At 63.3% G+C, this 15118-nt stretch carries 15 protein-coding genes and 1 pseudogene; 12 read left to right on the forward strand and 4 right to left on the reverse strand.

All coding sequences use genetic code 11. The annotated features are described in order from the left end of the window. Window positions 1–18: 18 nt before the first annotated feature. The 4 genes from B8746_RS16800 to B8746_RS16815 are packed head-to-tail and all read left to right on the forward strand — an operon-like array spanning window position 19 to window position 4330. Complete coding sequence (locus B8746_RS16800) at window positions 19–1539, forward strand: exopolysaccharide biosynthesis polyprenyl glycosylphosphotransferase (protein WP_084394866.1); 1521 nt, start codon at window positions 19–21, stop codon at window positions 1537–1539. Continuing rightward, window positions 1540–2529 (forward strand): glycosyltransferase family 2 protein, encoded by a 990-nt coding sequence (locus B8746_RS16805; protein WP_084394867.1) that lies wholly within the window; start codon window positions 1540–1542, stop codon window positions 2527–2529. Then, window positions 2526–3311: a polysaccharide deacetylase family protein gene (locus B8746_RS16810; RefSeq protein WP_084394868.1), complete on the forward strand. Its 786-nt coding sequence runs from the start codon at window positions 2526–2528 to the stop codon at window positions 3309–3311. The genes B8746_RS16805 and B8746_RS16810 overlap by 4 nt, the downstream gene beginning before the upstream one ends. After that, the gene (locus B8746_RS16815) at window positions 3308–4330 is read left to right on the forward strand and encodes a glycosyltransferase family 2 protein (RefSeq protein WP_084394869.1); all 1023 of its coding nucleotides are present in this window, start codon (window positions 3308–3310) and stop codon (window positions 4328–4330) included. The genes B8746_RS16810 and B8746_RS16815 overlap by 4 nt, the downstream gene beginning before the upstream one ends. On the opposite strand, the gene B8746_RS16820 is transcribed toward B8746_RS16815, so the two are convergent. Together B8746_RS16820 and B8746_RS16825 are read right to left on the reverse strand one after the other, a co-directional pair. Continuing rightward, window positions 4265–5602, reverse strand: a complete 1338-nt coding sequence (locus B8746_RS16820; RefSeq protein WP_084394870.1) for an O-antigen ligase family protein — start codon at window positions 5600–5602, stop codon at window positions 4265–4267. The genes B8746_RS16815 and B8746_RS16820 overlap by 66 nt on opposite strands. Beyond that, a complete protein-coding gene (locus tag B8746_RS16825) occupies window positions 5571–6272 on the reverse strand; it encodes a P-loop NTPase family protein (RefSeq protein WP_084394871.1) in 702 nt (233 codons plus the stop codon). Before B8746_RS16825 ends, B8746_RS16820 begins: the two co-directional genes overlap by 32 nt. Window positions 6273–6403: 131 nt before the next feature. Between B8746_RS16825 and B8746_RS16830 the strand changes: the two genes are divergently transcribed. Continuing rightward, complete coding sequence (locus B8746_RS16830; protein ID WP_084394872.1) at window positions 6404–7648, forward strand: APC family permease; 1245 nt, start codon at window positions 6404–6406, stop codon at window positions 7646–7648. A gap of 6 nt (window positions 7649–7654) precedes the next feature. Here B8746_RS16830 and B8746_RS16835 read toward each other — a convergent pair whose 3' ends face one another. Next, window positions 7655–9175 carry a GumC family protein gene (locus B8746_RS16835; RefSeq protein WP_158084686.1) on the reverse strand — a complete coding sequence of 507 codons (1521 nt, stop codon included), beginning with the start codon at window positions 9173–9175 and terminating at the stop codon, window positions 7655–7657. Window positions 9176–9294: 119 nt separating this feature from the next. Here B8746_RS16835 and B8746_RS16840 point away from each other — a divergent pair, with 119 nt between their 5' ends. Both B8746_RS16840 and B8746_RS16845 read left to right on the forward strand, forming a co-directional pair. Further along, on the forward strand, window positions 9295–10002 hold the full coding sequence (locus tag B8746_RS16840) for a polysaccharide biosynthesis/export family protein (RefSeq protein WP_084394874.1): 708 nt from the start codon (window positions 9295–9297) through the stop codon (window positions 10000–10002). A gap of 137 nt (window positions 10003–10139) precedes the next feature. After that, window positions 10140–10496, forward strand: a complete 357-nt coding sequence (locus tag B8746_RS16845) for a GIY-YIG nuclease family protein (protein ID WP_084394875.1) — start codon at window positions 10140–10142, stop codon at window positions 10494–10496. A gap of 75 nt (window positions 10497–10571) precedes the next feature. Here B8746_RS16845 and B8746_RS16850 read toward each other — a convergent pair whose 3' ends face one another. Further along, the gene (locus B8746_RS16850; protein ID WP_084394876.1) at window positions 10572–10847 is read right to left on the reverse strand and encodes an SEL1-like repeat protein; all 276 of its coding nucleotides are present in this window, start codon (window positions 10845–10847) and stop codon (window positions 10572–10574) included. A gap of 306 nt (window positions 10848–11153) precedes the next feature. On the opposite strand from B8746_RS16850, the gene B8746_RS16855 reads away from it, so the two are divergent. The 5 genes and pseudogenes from B8746_RS16855 to B8746_RS16875 form a co-directional block, all read left to right on the forward strand. Further along, on the forward strand, window positions 11154–11360 hold the full coding sequence (locus tag B8746_RS16855; RefSeq protein ID WP_084394877.1) for a hypothetical protein: 207 nt from the start codon (window positions 11154–11156) through the stop codon (window positions 11358–11360). 74 nt (window positions 11361–11434) lie between these two features. Next, window positions 11435–12376 carry an isopenicillin N synthase family dioxygenase gene (locus B8746_RS16860; RefSeq protein ID WP_084394891.1) on the forward strand — a complete coding sequence of 314 codons (942 nt, stop codon included), beginning with the start codon at window positions 11435–11437 and terminating at the stop codon, window positions 12374–12376. Between the two features lie 56 nt (window positions 12377–12432). Further along, complete coding sequence (locus B8746_RS16865) at window positions 12433–13353, forward strand: alpha/beta hydrolase (RefSeq protein WP_143434639.1); 921 nt, start codon at window positions 12433–12435, stop codon at window positions 13351–13353. Window positions 13354–13599: 246 nt separating this feature from the next. Next, a complete protein-coding gene (locus tag B8746_RS16870) occupies window positions 13600–14349 on the forward strand; it encodes a class I SAM-dependent methyltransferase (RefSeq protein WP_084394879.1) in 750 nt (249 codons plus the stop codon). A 295-nt stretch (window positions 14350–14644) separates the two neighbouring features. Then, window positions 14645–15118 (forward strand): annotated as a pseudogene (locus B8746_RS16875) (hypothetical protein); the annotation flags it as partial.

A 15118-nucleotide genomic window follows, 5' to 3' on the forward strand; every position in this document is an offset into this window, starting at 1 on the left:
ACGATCGGAACACGAAGCATGGCCGACGGGCTTCAAAATATTGGCATCCCTGCCAGTCCGGATTTCAACTTTCCAGCTGCCAGTGCGCGCGCTGACGAGGTGAGCTTTGCCGCCGCCGAATCCCGGATTCGCAATCAGAGCCGGATCATCAACCGGCCAACCCTGCGCCTTGCGCAACAGACCGCTGACATTGTCGCAGGCTTCGCCATGGCGACGCTCGCCATCTATGTTGCCGGCCTGCACTGGCTGACCTCATCCGTCGCGCAGATCCTGCCCTTTGCCCTTATCCCGCTGGCGATCAGCCTGGGCCTGCGCAATACCGACTGCTATCGCCTGTCCTATAGCCGTCCCGTTATCGACCACATGTTCCGCGTTGCGACAGGCTGCGGCCTTCCGCTTGCCCTGCTCGGCGTCGCGGTCCTGACCGTCTACGCCCCCCACCATGCCCGCGCCGTGCTCGGTGCGTCCTATCTCGCCTTTGCTTTCATTCTGGTGCTGCACGCTCACTTCGTCGTGATCTTCAAGATACTGACACGCCGGGGCAGCTTCTCGGAGAATGTCGTCCTCGTCGGTGCGACCGCCAATGCCCAGCGCCTGCTGGAGCGCAATCAGGACACGCGCGAATTGAACGTCGTCGGCGTCTTCGATGACCGCATGTCCCGCGCGCCCGCCGCACTTGGCAGCGTGCCGGTGCTTGGCCGCGTCGATGACCTGATGAACTGGGACCGCCTGCCGGACATTGACCGCATCGTCGTCACCGTCACCTCCGACGCCCGCGAACGCGTCCGCACCCTGATCAGCCGCCTGCGCGTCCTGCCACAGCGTGTCGTCCTGCTGCTCGACCTTGAGGGCTTCGACCCGGAAACCGAAAGCCTCTCGGAAATCGCCCGCTCGCCCGCCGCCTATGTCTCAGGCGCGCCGAACGATCTCAGCCGGGCTGTCGTCAAGCGGGCCGCAGACCTCGTCTTCGCATCTCTGATGCTGGTCGCCTTCTCGCCGCTCCTCCTGCTGACAGCGCTCGCCATCAAGCTGGAAAGCCCCGGCCCGGTCTTCTTCCGCCAGAAGCGGCACGGCTTCAACAACCAGATCATCCGCGTCTGGAAGTTCCGCTCCATGAAGCACAATCCGTCCGCTGCCGAGAAAATCACCAGCCAGACCACAGCGCATGACCCCCGCGTGACCCGCGTCGGCCGCATCATCCGCGCAACCTCCATCGACGAGCTGCCGCAGCTGATCAACGTGCTGACCGGCGAGATGTCGATTGTCGGCCCGCGCCCGCACGCCATCGGCATGACAGCCGAGGATGCCGAAGTCCAGAACCTCGTCGGCGACTATGCCCATCGCCACCGCGTCAAACCCGGCATTACCGGCTGGGCCCAGATCAATGGCTCGCGCGGCCCCGTTCATACCGGCGCCGGCGTTCGCGAGCGCGTCCGCCTCGATATGGAATATGTGAACCGGTACTCCTTCTGGTTCGACGTGTTCATCATGCTCGCAACAGCCCCCTGCCTGCTCGGCGACTGGAAAAAGCAACGATAGATGGCTGACACTGGAACCTTCTTCCCGCAGGCCCATGACGGCCTGCCGCTGATCCGCACCGATGCCGGCGAAGCCGTGCTGTCGAACGGCATTTCGGGTGACGCGGCGCTCAGCATCTGCGTGCCCTGCTACAGGGACAGCGCCGCCCCGCTGGCCGCGACCCTGTCGCGCCTGCCCGGCGCCCGCCAGACGGCCCTGCTCTTCTTCGATGACGGCTCCGGCGACGAAGACATGTCCAGGGCTCTGGCGCGGCATGTCATGGCCCATCCCGGCCCGGCGCGTCTCATCACCTCGCCGCGCAATGTCGGACGCTCCGAAGCCCGCAACCGGCTCACCGCGCTCGCTGAGACAGACTGGATCCTCTTCCTCGACGCCGATATGTGCCCGGACAATGAGTGGTTCCTCACCCGCTATCTGAAGGCGCTGCGCGAGTCAGACGGCCCGTCGCTGATTGCGGGCGGGTTCAGCCTCAGACAGGTCGCTCCCACGACACCGACCGGCCTGCATTACGCCCAGTCGATCCGCTCCGAATGCCTGCCTGCCAGCATTCGCCGGCAGGAACCCGGTCGCTACGTCTTTACCTCCAACATCCTCGTCCACGCCGACATACTGGACGCCGTCACCTTCGATGAAGGCTTCACAGGCTGGGGCTGGGAGGATGTCGACTGGGGCCTGCGCGTCGCGGAGCGCTTCCCCGTCACCCATATCGACAATACCGCGACCCATCTCGGCCTCGACGCGACCGAAACCCTGATGGCCAAGTTTGGCGGCTCGGGTGCCAATTTCGCACGCCTTGCAGAGCGCCATCCCGAAGCCGTCAGGTCCATGCGGCTCTTCCGCATGGCAAACCGCCTCCGCCGCCTGCCGGGCCGCAGCCTGCTTCGCCAGGTCACCCGTCATGTCGCGGCGGAGACAAGGCTTCCGATGAAACTTCGCCTGACCGCGCTGAAAACCTATCGCGCCCTCGAATACGCAGAGCACCTCTCATGACCGCCCAGGCCCTCGCAGACTATGTTCCCGATCGCTCCCTCGCGGCAAAGATCCGCCGCCGCCTGACCCGCTGGCAGGTCGCCGCCCCGCTCAGCGTCCAGCCGCGCGAGACCTATATCTGCTTCACCTTTGACGACTTCCCGAAATCGGCCGCCGATACGGGCGCGGAAATCCTCGATGAAGTCGGCGCGAAGGGCGGCTATTATGCCTGCACCGGCATGGCCGGAACCACCGGCACGATGGGCGACCTGTTCGATGAGCGCGACCTCGCACCGCTCACTGCTGCGGGCCATGAAATCTGCGCCCATACCGAAAGCCATATCGACTGCGCCCGTACATCCATGAAGGACGTCCTCATTGATATCGACACCAATCTCGCGCGCCTCAGGGAGATGGGCCACACCCTGCCCGTCACCCAGTTCGCCTGGCCTTATGGCGAGACGAGCGCCGGGCTGAAACCGGCCCTGACGACCAAGTTCGAGGCCGTTCGCGGCATCCTGCCGGGGGTCAACAACAAGGGCGCGGACCTGATGCAGCTCTCGGCCTATGAGCTTGATGCAGACGAGGCGAGCACCGCCCGCGCCGCCGCCGCCATCGAGGCCGCGGCGAGAAACCCGACCTGGCTGTTTGTGTTCACGCATGATGTGCGCCAGAATGGCAGTCCTTGGGGGACAACACCTGACAGCCTGAGACGCCTCGTTCGCCTTGCCCGCGACACGGGCGCGAATCTGGTAACGCCTTCACGCGCCGTTCAGGAAATACTCGGTAAGGACCCGGCATGAGCCCGAAGGACATCACAGTTGTCATCCCGACCTATAACAGGCCGGAAAGCCTGCACCGGGCCGTCGAAAGCCTGTTCTGGCAATCTGTGCGCAAAGAGGGCTTTACGGTCCTGATTGCCGATAACTCTGCAGAGGCATCCGCTCGCTTTGCATTCGACGCGCTTGTCGGAAAGGCTCCCGAAGGCATCACGCTTCACTATGTCCACGCGCCAGCGCCCGGCGTCGCCAATGCCCGCAACGCCGCCATGGACGCGCTCACCACACAGCTTGTTGCCTTCCTCGACGATGACCAGTCCGCCCCGGTCCACTGGCTGGAAGAACTGCTCGCAACCTATGAAGGCTATGGCGCGGCCGTGACCTTCGGCCCGATCTCGGCAGAACTTCCAGACGACATTACAACGCACCGGTCCTATTTCGAAGACTTTTTCGGCCGCGAACCACGCCTGCGCGAAGGCTTCGTCGACAAGCCCTATGGCTGCGGCAACTCCCTGCTCGACACGCATCAGATCCCCGGCGGCAAGCCCTGGTTCGACATCAGGATGAATGAAGTCGGCGGTGAGGATGACCTGCTCTGGGCCCGGCTGAAACAGGCCGGACGCAAATTCGCCTGGGCCCCGAAAGCCACCTGCTACGAACATCCCCTGCCCCAGCGCGTGACCCTCTCCTATACGCTGCGCCGGGCCCTCGCCTACGGCCAGGGGCCCTGCACGCTCGCACGTCGGGCCGATCCACCGCGCTATGCCAGCCTCGCCATGTGGATGGGCATCGGCGCGGGCAAGTTCGCGCTGCACGGCCTCAAATGGCTGGCCCTCTGGGCCGTCCGCCACCCTGACCGCGCCTTTGAACTCGACAAGGCCATTCGCGGCCTCGGAAAGGTCCTGTTCTGGAAAGAGATGAAATTCTACGGTGCCGCCACGGTCAGCCAGCGCCCCGCCCCGGCCAGGCCCGCCGTTTCAGCGGATGCGAACGATAGAGGGGCGAGCCGCCATACGCGCGAGCCGCTCCCCGCGAACCGCTAGGTCGCGCGCCGGCGTCTTCTCGCGCGACACCGCCCTTTGCGGCATTGCCACTTTCACAGCCACCGCCACGAACGTCACCCAGACAATGGCGTTCTGCTGCAACGCGATGCTCTCCGACAGGCTGAACAGCAGGAATTGCAGGCCAACGCCGCAGGCAAACACGCCAGACCAGCTGCGGAAGGCCAGCATCACAGCCCGCCCCATCATCACGAGGTAACAGATGGCAAGACCGAACATGCCCAACAGGCCAAGGCTGAGTGCCGTTTCCAGCCAGCCATTATGCGCCGTCGGCACCAGCCACTCCGTCGCGAGCCGCACCATATAGGCCGGCTGCGATTCTGCGCCCCAGAACGCGGCGTATCCATAGCCGAGCCAGGGCCGCTCAGCGATGGCATCGAACAGCGCCGCCCAGATGTCGGTCCGCCCGGTCAGCGTCGCATCCCGTCCGAGAAGCTGGAAGACGAGTTCCGGCGCAAACATCATCACGCCCGCAAACGCACCGACCGAGATGACGCCAAGCCATAAGGTCGAAATGGTCGTGACCGGCCCGCGCCGCATCCAGGCTGCCATGGCGAGCACGCCAAAGCCCAGCATCAGACCAAGCAGCGCCGTCTTTGACGTCGACAGCAGCACCAGCACAGCACAGAGCATGACACCCCCGCCCCAGATGAGCCGCCAGCGCCTGTCCATCAGGAACAGGAAGGCAAACAGGAACGCCGCGCGCGCCATATGCCCGCCCATCGTGTTCTTTTCCCACCAGAGGCCGCGCCAGGCCCCGACATGGATTTCGTCCATCACGCCAAAACTTGGCGCGACAATGCCCGCTGCCAGCGAAATGAAGGCCAGCAGCAGCCACACCGCGCCCAGAAGTCTCAGCAATGTGCGCCAGTCATAGCGCACGGCGAGGTAAAATCCGGCCAGCGTCGTCGCCGCGATGGCAATCGCCCGGCGCTGCGTCACTTCCGGATTGATCGACCATATGACGCTCGCGCAGGCGAGCCCCAGGATAAAAAGCAGGAACGGCATCCGGATCGCCGCGCGAAACATGTCCGGCAGCTTCCACAGCGCCCCCAGCCCGACCAGCCCGTATACCGGCAGCCAGAGCAGTCTCAGAAAGCCGCTATCGGGGTTTTCTTCGCTGGCAAACAGCCGCGGCAGCAGGCCTTCGGTGAAGAGGACGAGGCAGGCAAAGGCAATCGCAAGCTCACTAACCAGGGCGAGCGTATGGAGCGGGTGCCTGCTACCCTGCGAGGCGGTCAGCGAAGCGGGCATCCGCACCGATCCTGTTTATCACCACACCAATGACACGCCCGCCATGCGTCTCGATCTCGCGGCGCAGGCCCATCACTTCCTCAGCGCCGGTTGAATCGGCCTGCAGCACGATGATCACGCCGTCCATCTGCGCCGCCATGGCAAGACCCGCTGGCGAGCGCGACAGCGCCGGTGCATCGACCACAACCCAGTCCGCCGCGCGGCGCACCGTATCCCACCAGGCTGGCTGCGTGCGAAGCTGCACGCGCTGGCCAGGGCGCAATTCCTCATTGCGAAAGCGCGAGACGAGCAACCGCGTCCCCTTGATCTCGTGTACGGTCAGAAGCTTCTTGTCGGCATTCTCTGAGCCCCGCTCCAGGCCCGGCGGCGACAGCATGTAGATCGGATCGGTCCTGAGTGAGGCATCAAACGCGCGGCCCGGCGCTCCGGCATCTCTGAACACGCCGCGTTCAAAGGCCGCAAACATTGCATTGCGCCTGAGGTCGAGGTCGATCAGCCAGGTCGCCTTCTGCGACTTGCGCGCCGCCATCATCGCAAAGGATGCCGCAAGGCTGGACGTGCCCTCGCCTTCGCGCGCGGACATGAACATCACGCAGCGCGCCCCGCCATCCGGCGTCAGGCGCGACGCCGTCAGCCACGCACGGTCAAGTCTGTCTCGAAGGTCTCGCATCCGGCCCGTCCATCCTGAGAGAGTCAGGGCTAGCACGCCGTGGTTAATGCTTTTCTTAACCTTGATGCATCGCGCGTTCCGGCAGCAAGCTTTTGCTTTGGAGGCCCCACCCGGTTTGCTATGATGGCCACATGAGTCCGGACACATCGCAGACACAGGCTGGCGCGCCGGAAACGGTCACACTGAAGCGGCGCCTCTCGCTCTCGCTGCTCGTCTTCTACGGACTTGGCATCACGGTCGGCGCTGGCATCTATGTCCTTGTCGGTCTCGCCGCCGCAGAGGCGGGCCGCTACACCCCCGTCTCCTTCCTGCTCGCCGCAGGCGTGGTCGCCTTCACAGGGCTCAGCTATGCAGAGCTCAGCACGCGATATCCGGTCAGCGCCGGCGAAGCAGCCTATGTCGAAAGTGCATTTGGGTTGAGGTCTCTCACTCTGCTCATAGGGCTCGCCATTGCGGCAGCGGGCCTTGTCTCATCCTCTACCATCGCGATCGGCGCGAGCGGTTATCTCGGCGAGCTGACGGCCTTTCCGCAGACGGCCCTTGTCATCCTGATCGTCCTCATCCTTAGTGGTCTTGCCGCATGGGGCATCCTTGAATCTGTAACGATTGCTGCGGTTTTCACGCTAATCGAAATTGCCGGACTGGTGTTCGTGGTGATCTACGGCATCATCATCCAACCTGACATCGTCCATGAGATCGGATCACTGGTTCCGCCTTTTGAGCCGGCCGCATGGGGTGGCATCGTGGGTGGGGGCGTCATCGCCTTCTTTGCCTTTATCGGGTTTGAAGACCTCGCCAATGTGGCCGAGGAAGCCGAAGCGCCGGAACGGAACATGCCACGCGCCATTCTCCTCACTCTCATCGTTTCGACGGTGATCTATCTCGCTGTTGCTGCTGTGGTCGTCCTGTCCGTCCCAATGGATGAGTTGAAGCAGTCGACGGCGCCCCTGTCGCTCATGTTCAGCGATGATGCTGCCTGGGCACGCGGCATGATTACCCTCATTGCCGGGATTGCGACGCTGAACGGGGTCCTGATCCAGATGATCATGTCCTCGCGTGTTATCTATGGGCTCGCCGACCGAGGCTACTTGCCGACGCCGCTTGCCCGCGTAAGTCCGACGACACGGACGCCGCTTGTCGCCACCGGCCTTGTTGCGGCGATCATCCTGGTGCTGGTCTTGCTCATCCCCGTTGAAGCGCTGGCAGAGCTGACTTCCCAGATCGTGCTGGTCGTATTCATTACAGTGAACTTCGCCCTTGTCTGGCTGAAGCGAAAGGGCACCGCCCTCAGCCAGGCCGGATACAAGGTTCACATATCCATTCCATGCATCGGCGCCGCCGCGTGTGCGCTGATGTTACTGGCATCAATTCTCTGAGATCGGTCAGGCCTTCCCCACCGCCGCAATCACCGGCAGGCCCGTCGTGCGTTCCACCGAAGCGGCCGTCGGAAAGCCGCGCCGCATCAGGGCCGAGAGCAGGCCCATCATCAGTGCGGTGAAGCCGGCAAACAGGAAGGCCAGCGCCGCGATCGGCATCTTCAGGCTGGAGCCTTTTACCGGCACGCGCGCCGGCTCGAGGACGCGCACGCTATCGGCGGACTCCACCGAGATTTCCGCCAGCGCATTCTCCTGGATCTCGCGCACCGAGAAATTCTCGACATTGGCCTCCATCAGCGCCTTGCGACGCTGCAGCTCCTGCCATTCCGGCGTCAGGTCATTCAGCCACGCCAGACGCGCCTCGACCCGGTTCAGCTGCCGCTGAAGCTCGGCTTCCTGCAGCGCGAGCGACTGGCGTTCGGCCTCAAGGTTTGCGGCGGCCTGCTCGATCTGCTGATAGACCGGGTTCGGCCCGCGCCGCGTCGTGCCGGCAAGCCCATCGCGGGAATTGAGATAGTCCTCAAGCTGCGCGATACGCGTATCGATGGCCTGCACCGCCCGCGAATCCGCCGTATAGCGCGACAACAGGTCCTCGCGCTCGATCTTCAGCTGCATCAGCTGGCTGGCTGAGCTGTCCTCGACATACATGTCCTGCTGCGGCTCAATCGTGGCGAGCTGCCGGTTATAGGTATCGAGCTGGCCTTCGACCGCACTGGCGCGGGACTGGTTGGTCAGCAGCTCGCCCGATATCGTCGCATAGAGTTGCTGGGCCGTGGCCCGCTCGCTTTCAAAATCGCCAATATTGTTTGAGCGCAGGAAGGCGCGGATGTCGCTTTCCACATCCAGCAGCTGGCCTTCGAATTTCTTGCGCTGGTCGCGCAGGCTGTCAGAGCCGCTGCCTGCAAAGACTTCCTGGCGATAATCGAGATAGGCCCCGATCATCGCATTCAGCAGCTCGGCCGAAACCTCGGCATCCTCATGCTCGATCGATGCAGCGATCACCGGCGTCTTTGGCGCAGCGCCTGCCTTGAACCGCTTCTGCAGGGCCGCGATGGCCTTCTGGAAGGTCTCCTCGGCGATCGCGTCATGCAGGTCCGCCGGCTCCTTCTCCATTTCCTTTTCCATTGCCGTCACCAGCTTCGGGAAGATCCGCTGCAGCGGGAATTTCTCCAGCGCACGCTCTGCGACAACCGGGCTTTGCAGCACTTCCAGTTCGGCCAGCAGCAGCTGCTCTGTATCGGGCGCCAGCGGCTGTCCCTCGCCCAGCGCACTGCCGACGCGCGGGCGGAACACGCTCTCATCACCCAGCCGCACATAAAGCCTTGAGCGGGCTTCATATTCGGTCGGCATCTGGAAAGCGGCAAGCAGTCCCAAGAGGAAGATCGGCAGGAAGACGAGGATCATCAGCCATTTGGCACGCCACAGCCGGACAAGCACGTCCAGCGGACCGATCCGCGGGCGAAGGCGAACACCAGTCTGATCGGTCCGGGACGCGTGCCCCGTACCCCAATCATCCGAATTGCTCATACCGTGCCCAGTCCCGTGATCACCATGGTTAAGCCCATTCATGCGGCATGCGGCTTGATAATTCCTTAAACATTAACGAACACTGTCCCGGTGGCTGCAACAGATCCCCGGTCACAGACATGAAGCGCTGCTCCCTCATTCCGATTGCCCTCCTGCTTGGCGCCTGCCAGACGCCCGAGCCGAAGCCGTCGGAGCAATTTCCAGTGATGGACTGGCGCCATGAGGATGGCCGCGACTACGCCTATCTGCTGGCACCGGGCGACACGCTGCAGGTCGTGTTCCACACCGCGCCCGAGCTCAACCGCGACCTCGTCGTCGCGCCGGACGGCTCGGTCACCCTGCCCTATATCGGCCCGGTCCAGGCCTCTGCCCGCACCTCCGCCGAGATCCGCGCCAGCCTCATGCAGGCCTATGCGTCAGAGCTGAAAGACCCCGATATCGATGTTATCCCGACCGGCTTTGCCAGTCAGCGCATCTTCGTCGGCGGCGAAGTGAATTCTCCGGGCATGATGGAATTGCCGGGCCAGATCGATCCGCTCCAGGCAATCATCATGGCCGGCGGCATGAATGACCGCGCCAAGCCGTCAAATGTCGCCCTGATGCGGCGCATGCCGGGCGGCCAGGTCATGACAGCCGTGATTGACCTCAACAAGGGCCTCAGCGACCCGGCGCTCGCCGACTGGACGCCGCTGCGCCGGTTCGATGTCGTCTATGTCCCGCGCTCGAAAATTGCCGCCGAAAACCTCTTCGTCCAGCAATGGATCCGCGCCGCCCTGCCCCTCGACTTCTCATTCTATTACGACGTCGCCGGAGCTTTCAGGGATTAGGGGTCTGGTGTACGCCCCCGCCGACATGCTGAGCCCACCTGAGCCGACATCCTGAGCGAAGACGAAGGATCGGCGTCCCGCATATCCGACCGCCGCCAGTGGTTCGACTTCGCTCACCATGGCGGCTATGTTGCTGCATGAGCGAACAAGGCTTTACCTACATTCTGCGCTGCGCAGACGGGAAGTATTATGTTGGAAGTCACAAGGGCTTCGACGTTGAAGCCCGCGTCGCCCAGCACAATGCCGGAGACATTCCGACAGCCTGGACATTCCGCCGCCGACCGGTCGAACTGGTCTGGTCGACAAGTTTCGATCGTGTCGAAGATGCATTCGCCTATGAACGGCAAATCAAGAAGTGGTCACGCGCCAAGAAAGAAGCGCTGATCCAAGGTGACATGGCGGCGCTGAAGCGGCTTTCGGTATCGAAGTCGGCGCCCGCCAATCCAGCAAAGCCGCGCAAATTCAAACGCCACGCCACCAAGCCGACATCCTGAGCGAAGTCGAAGGATTTCGGCGTCGCCACCGAACGCCAACCATCGGCGGCGGGCTCACTGAACGAGCCCCGAAACCTAATTCGCCAGTTGCAGCCAGGCGCGGGCTGATTTCAGCGCTTCCTTGATCTCTTCGCTCGACAGCATCTCAGCCATCTGGGCGCGGTATTCCTTGGCCGCTTCAGAGCCCTTGAGCACTGCCAGGTTGAACCATTTATGCGCCTGGACCATGTCGGCATCGACGCCGAGACCTTCTGAATAGGCGAGACCGACCTTGCACAGATCGTCTGCGCTCGAGGTTGAAGTGATCCCCGTCTCCGGGGCAATATCAGATACCAGATCTGCGTAAGGCATTTCCTTGTTTCCTTTTCCACCCACCCGGCTGGCGTTTCGCCTTGTTGACCGGGCCTGTTGACCATCACGCCACCGCCTCGGTGACTGACCATCAGGGTGCCGCCTGAGATTTGCGGTATGGTTAACAGGAAAGGGCGAAAACCATCCGTGTGTTAACAGTCAGTGGCCGGATATTTACCTTTAGCGGCTTTTCAGGTGACTCCGCGCCAGGCCGCCCCTGTCCGGTCAGACAATTGAAGCCCGCCCCGCCGCATCCTACCTCTTGTCCACGGCGCCACTCACTCCAGCCCCGAAAGGCTCTCACTCATGGTCATTGTCGCATTCCTGCTCTACCTCGCCCTGGTCGGCACCTTTGTGCTCGCCATGTGGCAGATCTGGGCCAAGGCCGGCTATAATGGCGCCTGGTCGCTGCTGATGTTCATCCCCGTGGTGAACCTCGCTTCCTTCTTTTACCTCGCCTTCTCCGACTGGCCGGTCCACCGGATGCTGGGCGGGCCGGACGATTTTCGCTGACGCGACATGACGCAGCCGCGTCTGACACTGCAGGCTTGGGCTTCGCGGCGCACGCGCGTATATTCGCGCCCGTCATGACAAATCTCTTCGAACCGATCCCCTTCAGCCTCTGGAAAGAGGACAAGGCCGCCTTTGCCGCCAAGCTCGGCAACTCCTTCCGTGAGACCGGCTTTGCCGTGATCACCGGCCACCCGGTCGACCAGGCCGTCATCGCCCGCGCCAATGAGGCCGCAAAGGATTTCTTCAGGCTGCCGGAAGAGGTGAAGGAAAAATACCATGACGCGCCCGGCGGCCGTCAGCGCGGCTACACCCCCTTTGCCACCGAAAATGCCAAGGGCCAGAAAGCCGCCGACCTCAAGGAATTCTGGCACACGGGCCGCGACCTGCCGGCGGATTCAAAATACCGCGACACGATGAAGGACACGCCCTCCGTCGCCGAAGTGCCGGATTTCGACCCCGCCACCCGCGCCTTCTTTGAAGCGCTTGACGAATTTGGCCGCACGCTCCTTCGCGCCGTTGCCCTGCACCTCGGCCTCCCCGAGGACTGGTTCGACGACAAGGTCGAGCAAGGCAATTCCATCCTCCGCCTGCTCCACTACCCGCCGCAGGAGAACCCGCCGCCCAAGGGCACGGTGCGCGCCGCCGCGCATGAAGACATCAATGTCATCACCCTGCTGCTGGGTGCCGAAGAAGCCGGCCTTGAAGTCCTGCACCGCTCCGGCAAATGGCTCGGCGTGAACCCGCCGCCGGATGCACTCGTCATCAATTGCGGCGACATGCTGCAGCGCCTCACCGGCGGCGTCCTCCCGTCGACCACCCACCGCGTCGTCAACCCGGAACCCGAGCGCGCCAGATTCCCACGCTACTCCACGCCCTTCTTCCTCCACTTCAATCAGGACTTCCTGATCGAGCAGCTGCCCGGGTGCATGGCCGAAGGCGGCAAGGCTGAGCCCCCCATCACCGCCCAGGCCTATCTCATGGAACGCCTGCGTGAGATCGGGCTGGTGAAAGCGTGAGAGGCGCCCTGCACGCCATAATCCCTCGACTTCGCTCGGGATGGCGGCTGGTAGAAGTGTTTCGCCGCCTCAAAGCCGCCATGGTGAGCGAAGTCGAACCACGGCGGCGGGCTCGCTTTAGCCTCGCGACGCTCGCCCTCACCGCGACCATCACCTTCCCCGCCGCCGCGCAGGAACCGATAACATTCGGCCAGTCCTACACCATCGAGTCCGAAATCCTCGGCGAGGCGCGCACCGTCAATGTCTGGGTCCCGCCGCATGCAGACCGGGACGAGCGCGCGCCCTATCGCACCGTCTATCTCATCGATGGCGGCACAGAGCAGGACTGGTTCCACATCACCGGCCTGATGCAGCTTGGCGCGCTCTCATGGACTTTCCAGCCCACCATCGTCGTCGGCATCGAGACCGACGACCGCCAGAACGAACTGACACCGCTCGCACAGGACCCGCGTTACAGGGAGGAATTCCCAACCTCTGGCGACGCTGTCGATTTTCGCGCCTTCATTACTGATGAAGTCCAGCCCTTCGTAGCCAACAACTTCCCCGTAAATGGCCAGAGCACAGTCATCGGCGAGTCCCTCGCCGGGCTGTTCATCGTCGACACGTATCTCAAGGAACCTGCCACTTTTGACGACTATATCGCCATCAGCCCCAGCCTCTGGTGGGATGACCAGCGTCTCGGCCGCGACGCACCCATTTTCATGGCCGCAAACGACTTTGAGGGCACGCGTCTCTATCTCGCCTACGCCGATGAAGGCGGATCGATGAAGGCCGCAATCGACCTGTTAAGCGAAGCGGCGGTAGAAGCCGGCATCGCGGTTCACTATGACGATCTCTCAGCGAGCCAGACCCACGCCACCATCTTCCACCAGGCGGCCCTCAACGCCGTCCGCCTCCTCTACGCCGAACCACCCTACGACTATGGCGAAACGCCCTGGTATCTGGTCGAAGGCAGCGAGCGGGATGCGGAGGAGTAGAACCCTTCGTGATGCGTCACCCTCGACGGCACAGCCGTCTGAGGGCCCATCACCACACCTCTCAGCCATGCACTGGCGGCGATGGCAGGACATCGGCGCTCAGATGAGTTGGCGCTCATCGAGCGTGACGCAGATTGAGAGCGTCTGCGCCCGTGGTTCGACTTCGCTCACCATGCGGGCTTCTTCGACATTTGCATTAGGCCCGCGTGGTGAGCGAAGTCGAACCACAAGGGCGGGCCAGCGCCGGTGACCAGCCCAGACCGCTTCTTTTCTGACCCCACTCTTGCACGGCTCTATGATGCGATCTGCGAAACGGCAGGCCGCGAGGACTACGCCTTCTACCTGCCGTATATCATGACCGCCGGGCGCGTCCTCGACATTGGCTGCGGCACGGGTACTCTGCTCGAAGCGGCCCTCAAGGCTGGCCACAAGGGCCGCCTCACCGGATTGGACCCTGCTTCGGGCATGATGGAAATCGCGCGAACGAAACCGGGTATCGACTGGATTTGCGGCTACCTTGAAGCACAGGAATGGGAAGCCAGGTTTGATCTTGCGGTCATGACGGGCCACGCCTTCCAGGTGCTGGTGTCGGACGAAGCCATTGCCAGTTTCCTTGCTGCGGTCCATGGCGCACTGATGCCCGGCGGCTGCTTCATGTTCGAAACTCGCAACCCCGGCGCCCGCGCATGGGAAGGCTGGACGGGTGAAAGGGAAAAGGCGGTCTCGGTCGCAGGTGAGACCTATGTGGATCGCCGTGACGTCATCCGCCCCTTCGACGGTCACACCGTCACATTCACGCACACCTTTTCTTCGCCCGCCTGGCCCGAGCCGGAAGTGAGCACGAGCACACTGCGCTTTCTCTCGCCTGAAGCGCTCAATGTCGCGCTGGCAAAGTCCGGCTTCTCCATTCACGCCCAGTATGGCAACTGGGATCTCTCCCCGGTGACGCAAACGAGTCCGGAAATCATCACGATAGCGAAGCGAAACGCCCGCTAGCGCCCCCCCCCTGAGGGAAAGGGGGCGATAGTCTCACATGCCTGCGTTGTTCGCCCGCTATGGTTCGACTTCGCTCACCATGTCGGGCTATTTCTGACATCGCATAAGGCCGACATGGTGAGCGAAGTCGAACCACGAGGCCGTTGGCACAATGTCGGCATCTTGGCGGAACGCCTTCCCCCTCCCCGTTTATCCTGAGCCTGTCGAAGGAGGGAGGGTCGGGGTAGGGCCCCGCAGCATCGCACCGCAAACAAAAAATATCCCCCACCTCGCCGCCCCGCCTATACTCTCCCGCATGCCCGATCTTCACACAGCCGCATGCCTTGAGAAGAACTGGCCAGTCCTTGCCGGCCTGCTGGGCCTTGTCCAGCGGCTGCTCAATGCGCCGCTCTTCACGCACGGACTGAAGCGCCGCGCCTATGGCCTGCTGCGGCTTGCCGAGAGCCTTGCGCGCCGCCTGCTCGTGCTGCGCGCGGCGTCGCTCGTCCTGCCAGCACTGCGGGCCCGTCCGCACGACACACGGCACCCTCAAACCGCCCATGACCAGGCCCCACGACAAACAGCCATCCGCCTCGTCGAGGCCCTGCCCGGCTTTCCCGGCCCCGATGACATCGCTGCCCACCCTACCGCACCATCCTTGCCGGACGCTGACGACACGCCCGCAAACCCCGCCCCGGCACTTGCCCGTCTCACGGCGCTGCAGGACATGATCGACCGGCCCGATCATCATGCCCGGCGCATGGCGCGTTTTCTGAAGCGGCTCTACGCG

Origin of the sequence: Henriciella pelagia, from assembly GCF_002088945.1 — a bacterium.
GTDB classification, from domain to species: Bacteria; Pseudomonadota; Alphaproteobacteria; order Caulobacterales; family Hyphomonadaceae; genus Henriciella; species Henriciella pelagia.